Raw genomic sequence first — 14,798 nt, 5'->3', positions numbered from 1 at the left:
ATAGAGACAAAGACAGATGTTATGAATGAAAAAATGCAGGCTCAGATGAGTCTGCGTTTAAAATTTTGAAGGGATATTCCGGCTCGGTGGCTGGAATTGTCCAGCAAAAATTAAAGAAGGCCGTGCTCCCTAAGAATCTTTTCATACCTATCGGCACGAGATTCTGCTTCGTCGGCGCGGCGCTTTGCTTCGTCGGCGCGGCGCTTTGCTTCGTCGGCACGGCGTTTTGCTTCGTCGGCACGGCGTTCTGCCGCATTGGCGCGTTCGCGCTCTAGATATACGGCTTCGTCAATTTCCTGCTGCCAAGTCATATAGCGCTTCCTTGTTTCGATGTACGACAAATACTCAAGACTTTGAGTGATAAGAAGGAGCAGCCTCTAAAATTAAAGAAGGCCATGCTCCTTGAGAATTTTCTCATACTTTTCGGCTCGAGATATTGCTTCGTCGGCACGAGATTTTGCTTCGTTGGCACGGGACTCCGCCTCGTCGGCACGGGACTCCGCTTTGTCTGCGCGGGATTCTGCCTCGTCGGCGCGGCGTTCTGCCGCATTGGCGCGTTCGCGCTCTAGATATACGGCTTCGTCAATTTCTTGCTGCCAAGTCATATAGCGCTTCCTTGTTTCGTTGTCCGACAGATACCATTGCCGTTGGCGTTCAATGTCCTTTGTTTCCTTGGACGTAGCCTTGTTGGTCGCAAAGTATTCAAGATATTCCTTAACCGACTGCTCGGCAACATCCTTATACTTACTGAATATATAAAAATTTTTGAAGCACAGGTCGCCCAATTCATGCTCAGAATGACCTTTTTCCAAATTCATGAACCTGTAAACAGCTCGGCCTTGCTTGAAAATGTCGTCGGGGCAGATGAATATGATGTATTGTTCCTTGAGGTTTCGATAGGATTCGCCTTTGTTCAAGGCTTCTGAGTCGCACAGTGCTTGATAGTATCGGGCCCGTTTCGGAAGTTCGTGAGTATCTTCTATCTGCATTTCGATGTCAAATGTACGTGTAATTTCGCCTTTGGGCCCCTGTTCCTTTACGAATACATCGTAGCGAACACCTTTGTTAAAGGGGCTGCTTTCGGTACTTTTCTCTGGCTCCGGTTCCTGCAAATCAAAAATCTTGAATCCGAGAAGGGCCTCTAGGAAAGGCTTTGCAATGTGCTTGTGGCTGAACACCAAAGCGAACATGAAGCGGTTCGTGATGGGCAGCTGTTCGAACGGGATGTGATTCGCTTCCATTTTTACTCCTTTGGCAGGGAGGTTTAATCCGAGCCTTTTTCGGTTAAACAAAAAAAAGAGCCGTTCCTATGTCGATAAATCAATACGATATAGGAAACGGCTCTTTTGTGAGCTTGTCGGCTTTACGCCGGCTTATTTATAATATAGCAAATTACTTCTTCACGTGGCGATGATATTCTTGGAGACTGCACACTTCGAATCTTCCGAAGTCGTGTTTGTCCATGAGGCCTTCGACGGTGGAGGTGAGGGCGGCGATGGTCGTGGTGATAGGAATGCCGGAGACGACCGCCTTGGAGCGCATCTGGATTTCATCGACCATGGCTTCGGCGCCGGTTTCGGTGGTGTTCACGATCCACTGCACTTCCTTATCGTGGATAAGGTCGAGCAGGTTCGGGCGGCCACGGGAGATGCGGAACACGGCGCGGGTCTTGATGCCTTCGTTGTAGAGCATCGTAGAGGTGCCGCGGGTCGCGTACAGTTCGTAACCGAGGTTCACAAGCTGGCGGATGAGCGGGACGGCCTTCTGCTTGTCTTCGTCCTTGAGCGAGACGAAGATGTTGCCCTGGCTCGGGACCTTGTTGCCCGATGCCAGCTGGCTCTTGAGGTAGGCAAGGCCGCGGTCGCGATCGATGCTCATGACTTCGCCGGTGGACTTCATTTCCGGAGAAAGCGTGATGTCGACACCCGGGAACTTGACGAACGGGAACACGGCTTCCTTGACGCTCACGTAAGGCACGTGGACTTCTTCGGTAAAGCCAATCTGTTCGAGGGTTTCGCCGAGCATGCAGCGGCTTGCGTAGCTTGCAAGCGGAACGCCGATGGACTTGGAGACGAACGGCACTGTGCGGGAGGCGCGCGGGTTCACTTCGATCATGTAGAGTTCGCCATCCTTCACGGCGAGCTGCATGTTCATGAGGCCAACAACGTGGAGTTCCTTTGCGAATTCCTTGGCGTAGGCGCGAACCTTGTCCTGGATTTCCTTGGAGAGCGTCATGGGCGGGATGACGCTTGCGGAGTCGCCGGAGTGGATGCCTGCGGGTTCCACGTGTTCCATGATAGCACCCACGACGGTATGCTTGCCGTCGCTGATGCAGTCCACGTCGAGTTCGGTAGCGTCTTCGAGGAAGCGGTCGATAAGAATCGGCTTGCCTTCGCCAATGGCGGCGGCTTCTTCCACGAACTTGCGGAGGTACTTTTCCTTGTAGACAATCACCATGCCGCGGCCGCCGAGAACGAAGCTCGGGCGCACCAAAACGGGGTAGCCGATTTTCTCGACGATGGCGAGGGCTTCTTCCACGTTGTGGGCGATGCCGCTTTCGGCCTGCTTGATGCCGACCTTGTCAACCAGTTGCTTGAAGAAGTCGCGGTCTTCGGCGAGGTCGATGTCTTCGGGGCTTGTACCGACCACATTTGCACCGGCCTTCTTGAGGCGCATGGCGAGGTTCAGCGGAGTTTGGCCGCCGAATTGCACGATGACGCCCGCGCACTTTTCGCGTTCGTAAATGCCCATCACGTCTTCGAGCGTGAGCGGCTCGAAGTAGAGTTTGTCCGAAGTGTCGTAGTCGGTGGAAACCGTTTCGGGGTTCGAGTTCACCATGATGACTTCGTAGCCTTCGCGGCGCAGCGTAAAGGCGGCGTGGCAGCAGCAGTAGTCGAATTCGATACCCTGACCTATTCGGTTCGGGCCGCCGCCCAGCACCATGATGCGCTTCTTGTGTCCGTGACCCGGAATTTCGCGAACCGGTTCGGAATTTTCAGCATAGCAACTGTAGTAATACGGCGTGATGGCTTCGAATTCGCCGGCGCATGTATCGACGGAGTAGTAGCTCGGAACAAGGCCAATCTGCTTGCGCACCGCCATAACCTCTTCGGGAGTCTTGTGGAACAGGTAGCCAATCTGGATATCGCTGTAGCCGAGTTCCTTGGCCTGGCGGAAGAGCGGCAGGTCCTTCGCGAGGTTTTCGAGAGAGCCTGCGGAAAGGATTTCGTCTTCGTAGAGGGCGAGTTCTTCGAGGTGGCGGAGGAAATAGCGGTCAATTTTCGTGATTTCGTACAACTTCTCGACGCCCCACTTGCGGCGCAGTGCTTCGTGCAGCACGAAGATGCGTTCGGCGCTCGGGCGGGCGACTTCCTTGGCGAGCGTTTCGTCGTCGTATTCCTTGAACTTTTCGCACTTGGCGCAGGCGCCGAATCCGCCGAATCCCGTTTCGAGGGAGCGCAGCGCCTTCTGCATGGCCTGCTTGAAGTTGGTACCGATGGCCATCGCTTCGCCCACGGACTTCATCTGGGTGCCGAGCGTGGAATCTGCCTTCGGGAACTTTTCGAACGTGAAGCGCGGAACCTTCACGACAACGTAGTCGAGAGCCGGTTCAAAGCAGCTCGGGGTCGTCTGCGTAATGTCGTTGCGGAGTTCGTCGAGCGTGTAACCCACGGCGAGCAATGCTGCAATCTTGGCGATGGGGAAGCCCGTCGCCTTGGAGGCGAGTGCGGAAGAACGGCTCACGCGGGGGTTCATTTCGATGATGATGCGGCGGCCGGTTTCAGGCTGAATAGCCCACTGAACGTTGGATCCACCGGTTTCCACGCCGATGGCTTCCATGACCTTCAGGGAGTCGTCACGCATGGCCTGGTAGGCGCGGTCATCGAGGCTCTGGATCGGGGCGACGGTGATGGAGTCGCCGGTGTGCACGCCCATGGGGTCGAGGTTTTCGATGGAGCAGACGATAACGGCATTGCCCTTCTTGTCGCGCATGACTTCCATTTCGAATTCTTTCCAGCCAAGCAGCGATTCTTCGATAAGGACTTCGTTGTTGAGCGAGGCGTCAAGACCGCGGTTCACGATGGTCTCGAATTCTTCTTCGTTGTGGGCGATACCGCCGCCGGTACCACCGAGGGTGAAGCCCGGACGGATGATGAGCGGCCAGCTTCCGATGGTGTGGGCGATAGCGGTAGCTTCGCTCATGGAGTGTGCAGAACCGGAGCGGGGGAGGTCAAGCCCGATCTTGAGCATGGCTTCCTTGAACAGGTGACGGTCTTCGGCGCGCTGGATGGATTCGGCCTTCGCGCCGATGAGTTCCACTTGGTAGCGGTCCAAAATGCCGCGTTCATTGAGTTCCATCGCGAGGTTGAGAGCCGTCTGGCCACCGAGAGTCGGGAGCAAAGCGTCCGGGCGTTCGCGACGGATGATTTCGTGCAGAATATCGACGCTCAGCGGCTCGATGTAGGTGCGGTCGGCCATTTCGGGGTCGGTCATGATGGTGGCCGGGTTGGAGTTCACGAGCACCACTTCGTAGCCTTCGCGGCGGAGCACCTTACAGGCTTGCACGCCGGAGTAGTCGAATTCGCAGCCCTGGCCAATCACGATCGGGCCGGAGCCAATGAGCATAATCTTCTTGATGTCGGTACGCTTAGGCATAGCATTTCTCCGAATAAAAAGAAAGGCAAAAGCCAAAAGCTTTTGCCGAACAATTAAAAACGTTTTGAACAGGAATAAAAATCAGATGACCAGGAAGGGTCGCTTGGTTCCGTTGCGAGATTGCTGCAACGGCTGCGCTCATGTGTGCTTCGATGGTTTCCGATATCTTCATCGAGGCCAAAATCTAGAAATTTGGGCTCCCGTTGGTAAGATGCAAAATCTGAAAAATTTTGCGTATTTTTGCTTAAAAACGACAATTCTTTTACATTTTCTTTCTAAAAGCGCAATTGGTTTACATAAAATGTAAAACCGTCTAATGCTGTTCTGTCCCGAATTTGACAATCATTCGCAAATTGACTATATTTGAATTTGCGAATGAGATGCAAATTCGTTTTGATGACGAATTGCAGCGAAATCGACAACTGACTATGGAATACAAGACGCAAACACGACAGATGATTATGGATTTCATGGCCGAAAATCCCGACCGGATTTTTATGGCCTCTGAAATTGCCAAAAGTTTGTCCGAGGTTTCGCTCAGCACCATATATAGGAACCTGTCCCGTCTCGAAAAGGCGGGGATGATTCAGATTGTCGGTGCTGCTGAAAATAATGAATTGCAGTACCGTTATACGGGTCCGGGTCGCTGCGAAGAAAAAATGCACTTGGTTTGCAAGGAATGTGGTAAGTTCTTCCACCTCGAAGGCCCTGCGCTCAAGGTGCTGCAACTTTCTGTCCAACGCAGCGGATTTGAATTGGATCAGAAGCAATCTGTGTTGCTCGGCCGTTGTGCTGGTTGTTCGCGGAGGCGTCATGGTTAACGCCTTGTTCAATAAGTTGCTGGTCGTTTTGGCGTCGCTCTATGTGTCTCGCCATTTGGAGCACCATTGTCATGGCGAACATTGCCATGTCTGCCATCATATCCACCGGTGTTTGGAATTGATTTCCATGTGCCTAGAAATGGTTGTGGCACCGTTCGTAGTTCTGATTCATTTTTTCTTCTTTAGGCTGGTTTGTTTTAAGTCGGTGGCTTCTCGGCCGGTGACCCTTGTCTCGCAAAAAGTCCTTCTGTTAAATTGATCCGTTTCGGCGGGAAACTTGGGTGTGGTTAATTCAACAGACGCCCCGATGGGCGAAGGATTTTAAATGAAAAAGTTTGCATTTTTTGCAGCTCTAGCGGCAGTACTCCTGCTCGTTGGTTGCGGTTTGGAATCTGGAAAGAAGGATTCTGAAAATAAAAAGGTATCCATCGTAGCGACAATTTATCCGCAGTACGATTGGTTGAAAAATGTCCTGGGAGACCGTTTGGGTGCGGTAGACCTTAAGTTGCTTATCAAGAACGGCACGGATTTGCACAGCTACAAGCCTTCGGCACAAGATATTGCCTCCATCGCAAGTACCGACATGGTTGTGTATGTGGGTGGGGAATCCGACGAATGGATCAAGAAGGCCCTTGAGGCAACCCCGAAGGCTGGCCGCGTGCAGTTGAACTTGATGCAGGCTCTGGGTGACCGCGTCAAGGAAGAAGAAGTCGTGGAAGGCATGCAGGCCGAAGAGGAACACGAGCATGGTGAAGAGCACGCCGAGGAACACCACCACGAACATGGCGAAGAGCACGCTGAGGAGGCGGAAAACGATGAGCATATCTGGCTCTCGCTGAAGAACGCCGAAATTCTGGTGAATGCTCTTGCTGAATCGCTTGCGAAGGTGGATGCTGCAAATGCTGCGACCTACAAGGCGAATGCTTCTGCTTATGTTGCGAAACTTCAGGAACTGGATGGAAACTTTGCTGCCGCCATTTCGGGGGCCGAAGGCAAGACTGTTTTGTTTGGCGACCGTTTTCCGTTTCGTTATTTGGTGGATGATTATGGCATTAAGTATTATGCCGCGTTTGTTGGCTGTTCCGCCGAGAGCGAGGCGAGCTTTGAAACGGTCGCGTTCCTTGCGGGGAAGATGGATTCGTTATCGTTGCCTGCAATCTTCAAGATTGACGGAAGTAATGGCAAAATTGCACAGGCTATCCTTGAGGCGAGTAAGAAATCGAAGAATGCCCAGGTGCTGACGCTGAACTCAATGCAGTCGGTGACGGATGAACAGATAAAATCCGGCATGGACTACCTTTCGATGATGCTGTCAAATCTCGAAGTTCTGAAGAAAGCGATTAAATAAATTAATAGTGAACCATTAAAAACGAAGAATGGCTAATGATTGGTGAAGATGGACAAAATAAGTTGCTCAAGTGTCGCCAGTTGACTCTCGGTTACGGGAGCAAGGATCTTGTTCGCGACCTGGACTACGATGTGAACGTAGGTGATTACCTGTGTATCGTGGGTCGCAACGGTTCCGGGAAGACGACTTTTTTGCGGGGGCTTGCGGGTCTGCTTAAGCCGAAATCGGGTAGCATTGAACTTTGCGACGGCTTGCGCCGTAGTCAAATTGGTTACTTGCCGCAGATGACGCTTGTTCAGAAGGATTTCCCGGCTTCGGTCGAAGAAATCGTGTTGTCGGCTTTCCAGGGAAAGCATCGATTGTTGCCATTCTACAGGGCGGCGCACCGGGAAGCCGCCATGGAGGCCATGGCGCTTACCCGGACCGAAAGCCTCGCGAAGTCTTGCTTCCGCGAGCTTTCGGGAGGGCAGAAGCAGCGCGTGCTCTTGGCTCGTGCCCTCTGCGCCGCCGAGCGCCTGCTTTTGCTTGATGAACCGGTGACAGGCCTTGACCCAGAATCTGCCGAGACGATGTACCGCATTATCAAGGACCTGCATCAGAAGGGTATGACCGTCGTCATGGTAACCCATGATGTGGATACAGCTCTAGGGGATGCCTCCCGTGTGATGGATTTCAACACAATCTCCGTCAAAGGAAAGTAATCAACCCTAACCACTAACCACCAACCACTAACCACAATTTCATGCCTGAACTTATAGAAAAACTTTCGTTCTACCTGGAATTTCCTTTTGTGCGCTACGCGATTATCGTGGGTGTGCTGGTTTCCCTTTGTTCGTCGTTGTTGGGCGTGACTCTCGTTCTCAAGCGTTACTCCTATATCGGCGACGGGCTTTCGCATGTGGCTTTCGGCGCACTTGCTGTCGCTTCTGTGCTGAAGGTGACGAATAACATGTTTATCATCTTGCCGGTGACAATTGCCGTGGCGGTACTTTTGCTCTGTACGGGCAAGAATGCGCGCATCAAGGGGGATGCGGCTGTCGCTATGGTGTCGGTGGGGGCGCTTGCTATCGGTTACTTGTTGATGAATGTGTTTTCTACGTCGGCGAATATTTCGGGTGACGTTTGTACGACTCTTTTCGGTTCAACGTCCATCCTCACGCTCCGTGCAGAAGAGGTGATTCTCTGCGTGGTACTTTCTTGCATTGTACTTTTTGTATTTGTGCTGTTCTATCACAAGATTTTCGCTATCACGTTCGATGAAAATTTTGCGCAGGCGACGGGAGTCAATACAACTGTTTTCAATTTATTGATTGCGGTGATTGTGGCTGTCATCATCGTGCTTGCCATGAACCTGGTGGGCGCTTTGCTGGTGTCGGCTTTGGTGGTGTTCCCTTCGCTCTCTGCAATGCGTGTGTTCAAAAGTTTCCGTGCGGTGACGATGGCGGCAGCCGTGATTTCGGTTGTATGCTCGCTGATTGGTATCGTTATTGCCATCCTTGCGGGGACTCCCGTGGGTTCGACGATTGTTGCGGCAGATATTGTAACGTTCGGCTTGTTTTATTCAATTAGCCTGATCCAAGGCCGGGAAGCTTGATTTGTATAGAATATTCCTTTCCATTCTATTTGCAGTCACTTTTTGCTGTGCGAAAGATTTGAATGCTGTTTCTGAAAAAATAGACATTGATCTCGCTCGTATGAGCGGAACCATGGTGTATGCGCAGGTTTATAAGATGGTGACGGAGCCCAAGAAGTTCATCGGGAAACACATCAAGATGAAGGGCTTTTTCTCAAGTTATTTTGACGAAGAGACAGAACAGCGTTTTTACGGCTGCGTTATCCAAGATGCTCTCGCTTGTTGCTCGCAGGGGCTTGCTTTTGAACTTTCAAAACCTCGCAAATATCCGAAGGAATACCCTGCTGAGGGCTCTGTAATTACAATTACAGGAGACTTTGACTTTGTGAAAGAAGAGGACGGGGCGTCTTACCCGATTATCCGCAATGCGAAATTGTTGAACGAATAGTTTTACATGTTATTTTGATTGGAAATTTTTAAGTGAAGCTCTTGAGGACCATAGTCGTTACATTGATGGTGGCAGGCCTATTGGCTATCGCTCAACATCATCATGACGATTTTGATGTGCATGACGATTGCCCGGTCTGTGCGCTGGTACAGAATGGTCTTGACTTTGGTGACGATGTCTTGAATGTCGCTGTGTTTTTGGTGGTTGTCTGTGAATTGGCAAGTGAAATACGCGTTTTCAAGACAAATCTGCGCTTTCATTTTTCTCGGCCACGTGCTCCGCCTTGTCTTTTGACATAATCTGTTAAAACTTTAATCGCAACTTCCTGCTTTTTGCCTTGCGTTTTTTTCGCTAGGTGTTTTGGGCGTATTGTCCGCTTGCTTTTTTGCGGATAGGATTGTTGTATTCTAAAGCTGTCTTTTGCGATGGCTGAACAAACGAGAGAAAAATGAAAACTTTTAAAACCCTTTCTATCGCCTTTTTGGGCTTCGTTCTTAGTGCATTCTTCGTTGCTTGCGGCGACGACAACAGCACATCTACCGATCAACATGAACATTTTGAAGCCGAAGGCTGGAACCTCTACTGGCCTGATTGGAGCTTGGCTTATAGCGTGTATCGTGGCAAGGTTGACGCCGACCACAAAGAACTCCATGTCAACGCAAATTGTTTGAGTGAACACATTAACATCAAATTTCTCGATGGAAACAAAAAAGAAGTTTCGGGCCCCAAAGACGATGAACATTCCCTTGCTTGGACTGTCGGTGATGAGAAAATCTTGGACATTGAATTTGAAGGTGGTTGGGGATTTCACCTAAAAGGGGTTAAAGAAGGTAAGACCACTTTGATTCTCAAGGTCAATCACCATGATCACGCCGATGCTCGTACTCCCGAAATCAATGTAATTGTTGATAAGGCGCTTAAGGCAGAAGAATGTCCGTTCCAAGAAGACGAAGAGGGTGAAGAACACGATCACGAAGGCCATGACCACGAACATGATCACGACCACGAGCATGAACATGAAGACTAGCCTTTTGAGGGTAGCCATGGGGAGCCTCCTTTTGGGAGGCTTCCTTCATCTTTCTTTTGCACAGGAATCTGTACAGGATTTGGGAAGTTCTGTAGTGCAAGCTGATTTGCCTTCGAAAGCCATTTTGGAAGGACTCCGCGAAGACGATGATTTAAAAGACCAAAAACTGAATCGTTCCTTGGCAACGACCATTGCCGAAACAATCAAGAACGAGCCCGACGTTGCGATTCGTTCAATGGGCCCTGCTGCAGCACGACCTGTCATCAAGGGACTTTCGGGAAACCATGTTGAATTGATCGAAGATGGTGTATTTTGCGGTGACATGAGCGCCACGTCGCCCGACCACGCCGTTGCATCGGAAGTTCTTACTGCGCTCCGACTTCGTGTGTTGCGCGGTCCTCATATTTTACGACATAGTTATTCTGCAGCGGGCGGAGTTGTACAAGTAGAGCGCAACGATATTCCCTTCGATGATTCTGTTTTCCATGGTTACATCGCCGATTATGTTGAAAGTGCTCAACCGGGCTTTGCAACAGCCGTCGGCGCAAATGCGTCGGTGAAGGAATTGTCCCTCAAGGGCGAACTTTCTGCACGCCGAATGGGCAATATGGAAACTCCCGATGGGATACTTGACAACACCGAAATCAAGAATAGTAGTGGAGCGGTGGGTGCAGCTTATGGACTCGGACGCTTTAAATTTGGAACATCTTATCGCTGGTTCAATAGCGACTATGGTATTCCTGGAGGCTTTATCGGCGGTCACCCTAATGGAGTGGATATCGAACTTTTAAAACGAGATCTCACGCTTCGCGGATTGTATTTGCCTGCGTCTGCAATAAGCGATACGTTAGATGTAACTTTACGCATGAATCAGTATCACCACAAAGAACTAGAAGGAGAAACCGTGGGGGCTGAGTTTGCTGTGAATCAGGAAAATCTTCGCTTGGAAAAGTTCATGGCAAATCTTGGCCCCCTTTTCGGTTTGCGAATTGGGGCCGAAACTGAAATTCGTTCTGTCAAAATGGGCGGCTACGTGTTTACTCCACCGACTCGTTCGTATAATGCCGCCCTATTTGCAATGGCAAGTACAAATGGGTGGCAAGGTCTTGAAATATCGTTGTCTGCAAGAGTTGGTGCTTCTATTTTCAAACCGCGCGAAAGTGTTGTTGCCGATAAAAATTCCATTGATGAACGTACTTTTGGATTATGGGCATTTGATGTCGAGTTCTCGCAGCGTGTAGGTGTCGGAAAGTTCCTCACCTTTGATGCTTTCAGGACGACGCGTGCCCCGACAATCGAGGAACTCTATAATCAAGGCCCACATCTTGCCGCTTATACTTACGAACGCGGATCTCACAAACTAGATGCTGAAAGCGGCTACGGTAGCGAATTGGAATATCGCTCTTATGGGGATTGGTTTACATGGCGTGCCATAACCCATGCAACTTATTTCTTGAATTACCTTGCGCCTCGTGCTACAGGAGACACCAACTGGTCGCAGTTGCTCCCCATTTATCAGGTGCAAGGGGATAGGGCTTTACTTTTCGGTGCAAGTTCATCTGTTGAGACTTCTGCAGAGCGCGGAGTCTACTCATTGGCAAGTGCAAGCTATGTGCGGGGTGTTCTCCGCGATGGCGACTGGGGAAATATGCCGCAGATTCCACCATTCAAGTTCCATGGGGAGTTAGGCTATATCTGGGATGGTTTGCGCACTTCTGCATACACGGATTTCGCGCTGGCGCAGAGGTTTGTGGATCGCTATGAAGGTTCAACTCCTGGCTACATTACCTTCGGGCTTTTGGCTGAAATCTATTGGGAACTTGAGTTAGCTCGTTATACAATTGTCTTTCGTGTTGATAATCTTTTTGATTCTGATGTACGCAACCATCTTTCTCGTTTGAAATCGGTAATGCCCGAAAAAGGGCGTAATTTCAGTGTCCTTGCCAAGGCAGAATTCTAGACAGGATTGCTCATATGGTTAATCTATGAAACTTTATATCAGTTTCTCCGCTTTTTTATTTATATTAGAGGCACTGGCAGTTCTTTTGCCAGAGCGCTATGAGAAAGTCTATTGTATTTTTGCTTGTCCTTTTGATTGCGATTGCAGTTCCTGCTGCAGTCAAGAAAAAGCGTTTTGATGTTGGCGGGGCGGGGGATGTTCCTGCCGCGACTGAGGTCGTGGCGCCTGTGGAAGGTGCTGCAATGGATGGAACGCCTGTAAATGAATCTGCTGTATCGGTGACGCCGGCTGTTGCAGAACCTGAAAAGCCTGTACAAAAATCGGAATCCTTCTATATGCTCATTGCTCGTGAGCAAAAGGTTCTCCGTGAAAAACTGACGGCCGCGATTTCTGCAATGAAGAGCGGTGACTGGGGTGCCATTTGGAAATTCCTTGTTATTTGCCTTTTGTACGGCATGCTGCATGCGCTTGGCCCAGGACACGGAAAATCGATTGTCGTGGGGTATTTTATTGCGCGTCGTGGTCGCTGGCGGCAAGGCGTTGCTCTTGGCGCGGGCATTACCGTGACGCATACGATGAGTGCTGTCCTCTTGTTGCTTGTTTTATATGCAATTTTCAAAGCGACCGTGTTTAATGCGTTCGAGACGGGACGTATTGGCATTGAAAGGGCGAGCTACGCATTGATTATGCTCACGGGTGTTTTGCTGGTGGTGCTTGGAATCAAGGACTTTTTCACGCAGCGTAAGCATTGTGGGGAAGTAGAAAAAGAGGAATCGCTCCCGCCTACTGCTCGCTGGCGTGAAATTATCGGGGTAGCTGCTGTTACCGGTGTTGTACCCTGCCCGGCTGTCGCATTGATTGTGCTGTTCTGCCTGCTGAATTCAATGGTCGCGCTTTCACTTTTAGGAGCGTTAGTCATCTGCATTGGCATGACTATTACAAATGTGGCTTTCGGTATTGCCGCTGTAGCCTTCCGCAAGGGTATTGACAAGGGGAGTGCCCACACGCATGTCGCTACGAAGATTTACACTGTAGCAACCCTTGTGGGCGGACTCTTGATTTTTGTTTCGGGGCTCTTGTTGTTTGCCAATCAGTTTGCCGGAAGAGTGTAATCCCTTGCGGCTAAATGTCGCAAAAGGTTTTATTCAGCGCTTTCCATCTCGTTAATCAGCTGGATGTTGTACAGTTTTTGCACCTGTAAAATATCGAGGATGACAGCGATGCGTTCGTAAGTGGTGCCCTTGTCGATTTTGATGGCGACAGGGGATTTCTTATTCTGTACCGTAGCGGCTTTTTCGCGAAGTTCGTCGGGCGTGCCACGCTGGCCATTAAAGGCGAGTTCTGTTTCGGAAAGCTCGATGTACAGGCCCTCGGGCGTGTCGCGCTTGACTTCGCTCTGCGTTTCGGGCAAAATCAGCTTGAGCACGGATTCGTCTTGCTTGAAGACGGAAGTTACTAGGAAAAATACGAGCAGCAAGAAAACGCAGTCAATCAGCGGCGTCATGTCGGGGCGGATTCGGCGGGTTCGCTTTGCCATTTACGCATCCTCGTTTATAGAATGCGTGGCGCGTCTGTGGTCCTTTTCCTTCAGAATGCGGCCCAGTTGCAAAAGTACATCGTTTTCCACATTGTCCTGCTCCGATTCCATGCGGGCATTCAGGTAGTTGAACGAAATGACGTGCGGAATGGCAACCACAAGGCCAATCACGGTCGTGATGAGGGCAAGCTTGATGCCGGTGGCAAAAGCGCCTGCGTCAGAAAGGCCAGAAACGGCAATGACGCTGAATGCGTTGAAGATGCCGAAAACAGTGCCCAAGAGGCCGAGTAGCGGAGAAATGCTTGCGATGTTTTCAATCGTGGTCATTCCCTTTTGTAATGGAGAAAATGCGAGCGCGATTTCGGTGCGGATGCTTTCGATAATGATGTGGTGATCGGTATTGTGCGTCACTACGCGATGTAAAATTTTGGATGGGAGTCGTTTGCGAATGCTCCTGTTAAAAAGAATCAGCGAAATGATTTTCCACACGATGATGGAGTAGCCTACAAAATTCATGGCTACGAGAACGTAGGCGATAACGCCGCCCTGTTGGATAAAGTCTAAGATGTAGTTCATGTTTATCTTTCCTTTTTTTTAAGTCTTTACTTTGTCATTGCGAGGTCACTTAGTGACCGTGGCAATCTCTTACCAAATTTTGGATTGAGATTGCTTCGCTACGCTCGCAATGACATGGGTGCCGAGTGCTGCAGAAAAGCTTGCACAATGAAAATAGTGTTAATGCAGGTTGTATTTTATAGGTATCTCCATTTTCCAGGTGTCCTTGCCAAGCACTGCTGGAATGGGGTCAAATTTGGGTACTGCCTGCACGGCGGCAAGCGCACTCTCGTTCAGCGAAGAATACGGGCATGGTTTTGCAACGACTGCTCCGCTGATGCTTCCGTCTTTTGCAACAGTGAACTGCACACGCACAGTGCCTTCTTGCTTGAGGCGACGGGCTGTGGCGGGGTAGTCCTTCTGCTTTTCGAATGCCTTGGAAAGCCCGATGAGGTATGCCTTTGTTACCTTCATCAACGAATCCTTCGAGGGCTTCGGCGGAGGAGGTGGTGGTGGCGGCGGTGGCGGTGCCACAGGCTCTGCGGGGGGCTCTACAACGGGTTCTGCGTCCGTAACCACAATCGGTTCTGGCTCCGGTTCGGGTTCAGGTTCCGGTACTGTGTCTTGCACGATATTGGGGATAATCTTCGCACGAACCACCTTCTGTACGATTTTTTTGACTTCAGGCGGGGGCGGAGGTGGCTGGAGCAGCAAGCGCTCCACATGAATCACCTCGGCATCTTCGCGGGTGGTGACCACCTGTGTTCGCTTTAAGAATCCCCAAGCATAAAAGCCCACATGCAGTAAGACTGCGATAACAATGCCTACGCAAAATACTCGCCGCATCGTGAACGCAGAATAGGGATTGCGGGG

General features: G+C 50.5%; 15 protein-coding genes. 8 read left to right on the top strand and 7 right to left on the bottom strand.

Annotated features, from left to right (window positions below):
- Nucleotides 1-110 precede the first annotated feature (110 nt).
- The 4 genes from Q0Y46_RS04675 to Q0Y46_RS04660 form a co-directional block, all read right to left on the bottom strand.
- A complete protein-coding gene (locus Q0Y46_RS04675) occupies nucleotides 111-311 on the bottom strand; it encodes an alanine-zipper protein (RefSeq protein WP_297945454.1) in 201 nt (66 codons plus the stop codon).
- Nucleotides 312-383: 72 nt separating this feature from the next.
- The gene (locus Q0Y46_RS04670; RefSeq protein ID WP_297945452.1) at nucleotides 384-1,241 is read right to left on the bottom strand and encodes an Rpn family recombination-promoting nuclease/putative transposase; all 858 of its coding nucleotides are present in this window, start codon (nucleotides 1,239-1,241) and stop codon (nucleotides 384-386) included.
- A 151-nt stretch (nucleotides 1,242-1,392) separates the two neighbouring features.
- Nucleotides 1,393-4,656 carry a carbamoyl-phosphate synthase large subunit gene (gene carB / locus Q0Y46_RS04665; RefSeq protein ID WP_297945450.1) on the bottom strand — a complete coding sequence of 1,088 codons (3,264 nt, stop codon included), beginning with the start codon at nucleotides 4,654-4,656 and terminating at the stop codon, nucleotides 1,393-1,395.
- A complete protein-coding gene (locus Q0Y46_RS04660) occupies nucleotides 4,649-4,828 on the bottom strand; it encodes a hypothetical protein (protein WP_297945448.1) in 180 nt (59 codons plus the stop codon). The genes carB and Q0Y46_RS04660 overlap by 8 nt, the downstream gene beginning before the upstream one ends.
- Before the next feature lie 208 nt (nucleotides 4,829-5,036).
- Between Q0Y46_RS04660 and Q0Y46_RS04655 the strand changes: the two genes are divergently transcribed.
- The 8 genes from Q0Y46_RS04655 to Q0Y46_RS04620 all read left to right on the top strand — a co-directional run bounded on the left by Q0Y46_RS04655 (nucleotide 5,037) and on the right by Q0Y46_RS04620 (nucleotide 12,945).
- On the top strand, nucleotides 5,037-5,477 hold the full coding sequence (locus tag Q0Y46_RS04655; protein ID WP_295683066.1) for a transcriptional repressor: 441 nt from the start codon (nucleotides 5,037-5,039) through the stop codon (nucleotides 5,475-5,477).
- A 325-nt stretch (nucleotides 5,478-5,802) separates the two neighbouring features.
- Complete coding sequence (locus Q0Y46_RS04650) at nucleotides 5,803-6,825, top strand: metal ABC transporter substrate-binding protein (RefSeq protein WP_297945446.1); 1,023 nt, start codon at nucleotides 5,803-5,805, stop codon at nucleotides 6,823-6,825.
- 35 nt (nucleotides 6,826-6,860) lie between these two features.
- Nucleotides 6,861-7,526, top strand: a complete 666-nt coding sequence (locus Q0Y46_RS04645; RefSeq protein ID WP_295683072.1) for an ATP-binding cassette domain-containing protein — start codon at nucleotides 6,861-6,863, stop codon at nucleotides 7,524-7,526.
- Nucleotides 7,527-7,567: 41 nt separating this feature from the next.
- Entirely contained in the window at nucleotides 7,568-8,419 is an 852-nt protein-coding gene (locus Q0Y46_RS04640; RefSeq protein ID WP_295683075.1) for a metal ABC transporter permease, read from the top strand.
- Nucleotides 8,420-8,519: 100 nt separating this feature from the next.
- A complete protein-coding gene (locus Q0Y46_RS04635; RefSeq protein WP_295683078.1) occupies nucleotides 8,520-8,846 on the top strand; it encodes a hypothetical protein in 327 nt (108 codons plus the stop codon).
- A 448-nt stretch (nucleotides 8,847-9,294) separates the two neighbouring features.
- A complete protein-coding gene (locus Q0Y46_RS04630; RefSeq protein ID WP_295683084.1) occupies nucleotides 9,295-9,873 on the top strand; it encodes a hypothetical protein in 579 nt (192 codons plus the stop codon).
- Nucleotides 9,857-11,833 (top strand): TonB-dependent receptor plug domain-containing protein, encoded by a 1,977-nt coding sequence (locus tag Q0Y46_RS04625; RefSeq protein WP_297945442.1) that lies wholly within the window; start codon nucleotides 9,857-9,859, stop codon nucleotides 11,831-11,833. Before Q0Y46_RS04630 ends, Q0Y46_RS04625 begins: the two co-directional genes overlap by 17 nt.
- A 98-nt stretch (nucleotides 11,834-11,931) precedes the next feature.
- Nucleotides 11,932-12,945 (top strand): hypothetical protein, encoded by a 1,014-nt coding sequence (locus Q0Y46_RS04620; RefSeq protein WP_297945440.1) that lies wholly within the window; start codon nucleotides 11,932-11,934, stop codon nucleotides 12,943-12,945.
- A gap of 29 nt (nucleotides 12,946-12,974) precedes the next feature.
- Here the strand turns inward: Q0Y46_RS04620 and Q0Y46_RS04615 are convergent, their stop codons facing one another.
- From Q0Y46_RS04615 to Q0Y46_RS04605, 3 genes are all read right to left on the bottom strand, one after another.
- Nucleotides 12,975-13,370: a biopolymer transporter ExbD gene (locus Q0Y46_RS04615; protein ID WP_088637378.1), complete on the bottom strand. Its 396-nt coding sequence runs from the start codon at nucleotides 13,368-13,370 to the stop codon at nucleotides 12,975-12,977.
- Nucleotides 13,371-13,946: a MotA/TolQ/ExbB proton channel family protein gene (locus Q0Y46_RS04610; protein WP_297945438.1), complete on the bottom strand. Its 576-nt coding sequence runs from the start codon at nucleotides 13,944-13,946 to the stop codon at nucleotides 13,371-13,373.
- 159 nt (nucleotides 13,947-14,105) lie between these two features.
- Nucleotides 14,106-14,771 (bottom strand): energy transducer TonB, encoded by a 666-nt coding sequence (locus tag Q0Y46_RS04605; RefSeq protein ID WP_297945436.1) that lies wholly within the window; start codon nucleotides 14,769-14,771, stop codon nucleotides 14,106-14,108.
- Nucleotides 14,772-14,798 lie beyond the last annotated feature (27 nt).

It is taken from the genome of uncultured Fibrobacter sp. (assembly GCF_947305105.1).
Classification (GTDB): domain Bacteria; phylum Fibrobacterota; class Fibrobacteria; order Fibrobacterales; family Fibrobacteraceae; genus Fibrobacter.
The sequence above is the reverse complement of the archived record's forward strand: the minus strand, read 5'-3'. Positions and strand labels throughout refer to the sequence as shown.

Coding starts and splice junctions, on each gene's coding strand:
- Q0Y46_RS04675 (WP_297945454.1), bottom strand. CDS start 311: ATGACTTGGCAGCAGGAAATTGACGAAGCCGTATATCTAGAGCGCGAA.
- Q0Y46_RS04670 (WP_297945452.1), bottom strand. CDS start 1,241: ATGGAAGCGAATCACATCCCGTTCGAACAGCTGCCCATCACGAACCGC.
- carB (WP_297945450.1), bottom strand. CDS start 4,656: ATGCCTAAGCGTACCGACATCAAGAAGATTATGCTCATTGGCTCCGGC.
- Q0Y46_RS04660 (WP_297945448.1), bottom strand. CDS start 4,828: ATGAAGATATCGGAAACCATCGAAGCACACATGAGCGCAGCCGTTGCA.
- Q0Y46_RS04655 (WP_295683066.1), top strand. CDS start 5,037: ATGCAAATTCGTTTTGATGACGAATTGCAGCGAAATCGACAACTGACT.
- Q0Y46_RS04650 (WP_297945446.1), top strand. CDS start 5,803: ATGAAAAAGTTTGCATTTTTTGCAGCTCTAGCGGCAGTACTCCTGCTC.
- Q0Y46_RS04645 (WP_295683072.1), top strand. CDS start 6,861: ATGATTGGTGAAGATGGACAAAATAAGTTGCTCAAGTGTCGCCAGTTG.
- Q0Y46_RS04640 (WP_295683075.1), top strand. CDS start 7,568: ATGCCTGAACTTATAGAAAAACTTTCGTTCTACCTGGAATTTCCTTTT.
- Q0Y46_RS04635 (WP_295683078.1), top strand. CDS start 8,520: ATGAGCGGAACCATGGTGTATGCGCAGGTTTATAAGATGGTGACGGAG.
- Q0Y46_RS04630 (WP_295683084.1), top strand. CDS start 9,295: ATGAAAACTTTTAAAACCCTTTCTATCGCCTTTTTGGGCTTCGTTCTT.
- Q0Y46_RS04625 (WP_297945442.1), top strand. CDS start 9,857: ATGAACATGAAGACTAGCCTTTTGAGGGTAGCCATGGGGAGCCTCCTT.
- Q0Y46_RS04620 (WP_297945440.1), top strand. CDS start 11,932: ATGAGAAAGTCTATTGTATTTTTGCTTGTCCTTTTGATTGCGATTGCA.
- Q0Y46_RS04615 (WP_088637378.1), bottom strand. CDS start 13,370: ATGGCAAAGCGAACCCGCCGAATCCGCCCCGACATGACGCCGCTGATT.
- Q0Y46_RS04610 (WP_297945438.1), bottom strand. CDS start 13,946: ATGAACTACATCTTAGACTTTATCCAACAGGGCGGCGTTATCGCCTAC.
- Q0Y46_RS04605 (WP_297945436.1), bottom strand. CDS start 14,771: ATGCGGCGAGTATTTTGCGTAGGCATTGTTATCGCAGTCTTACTGCAT.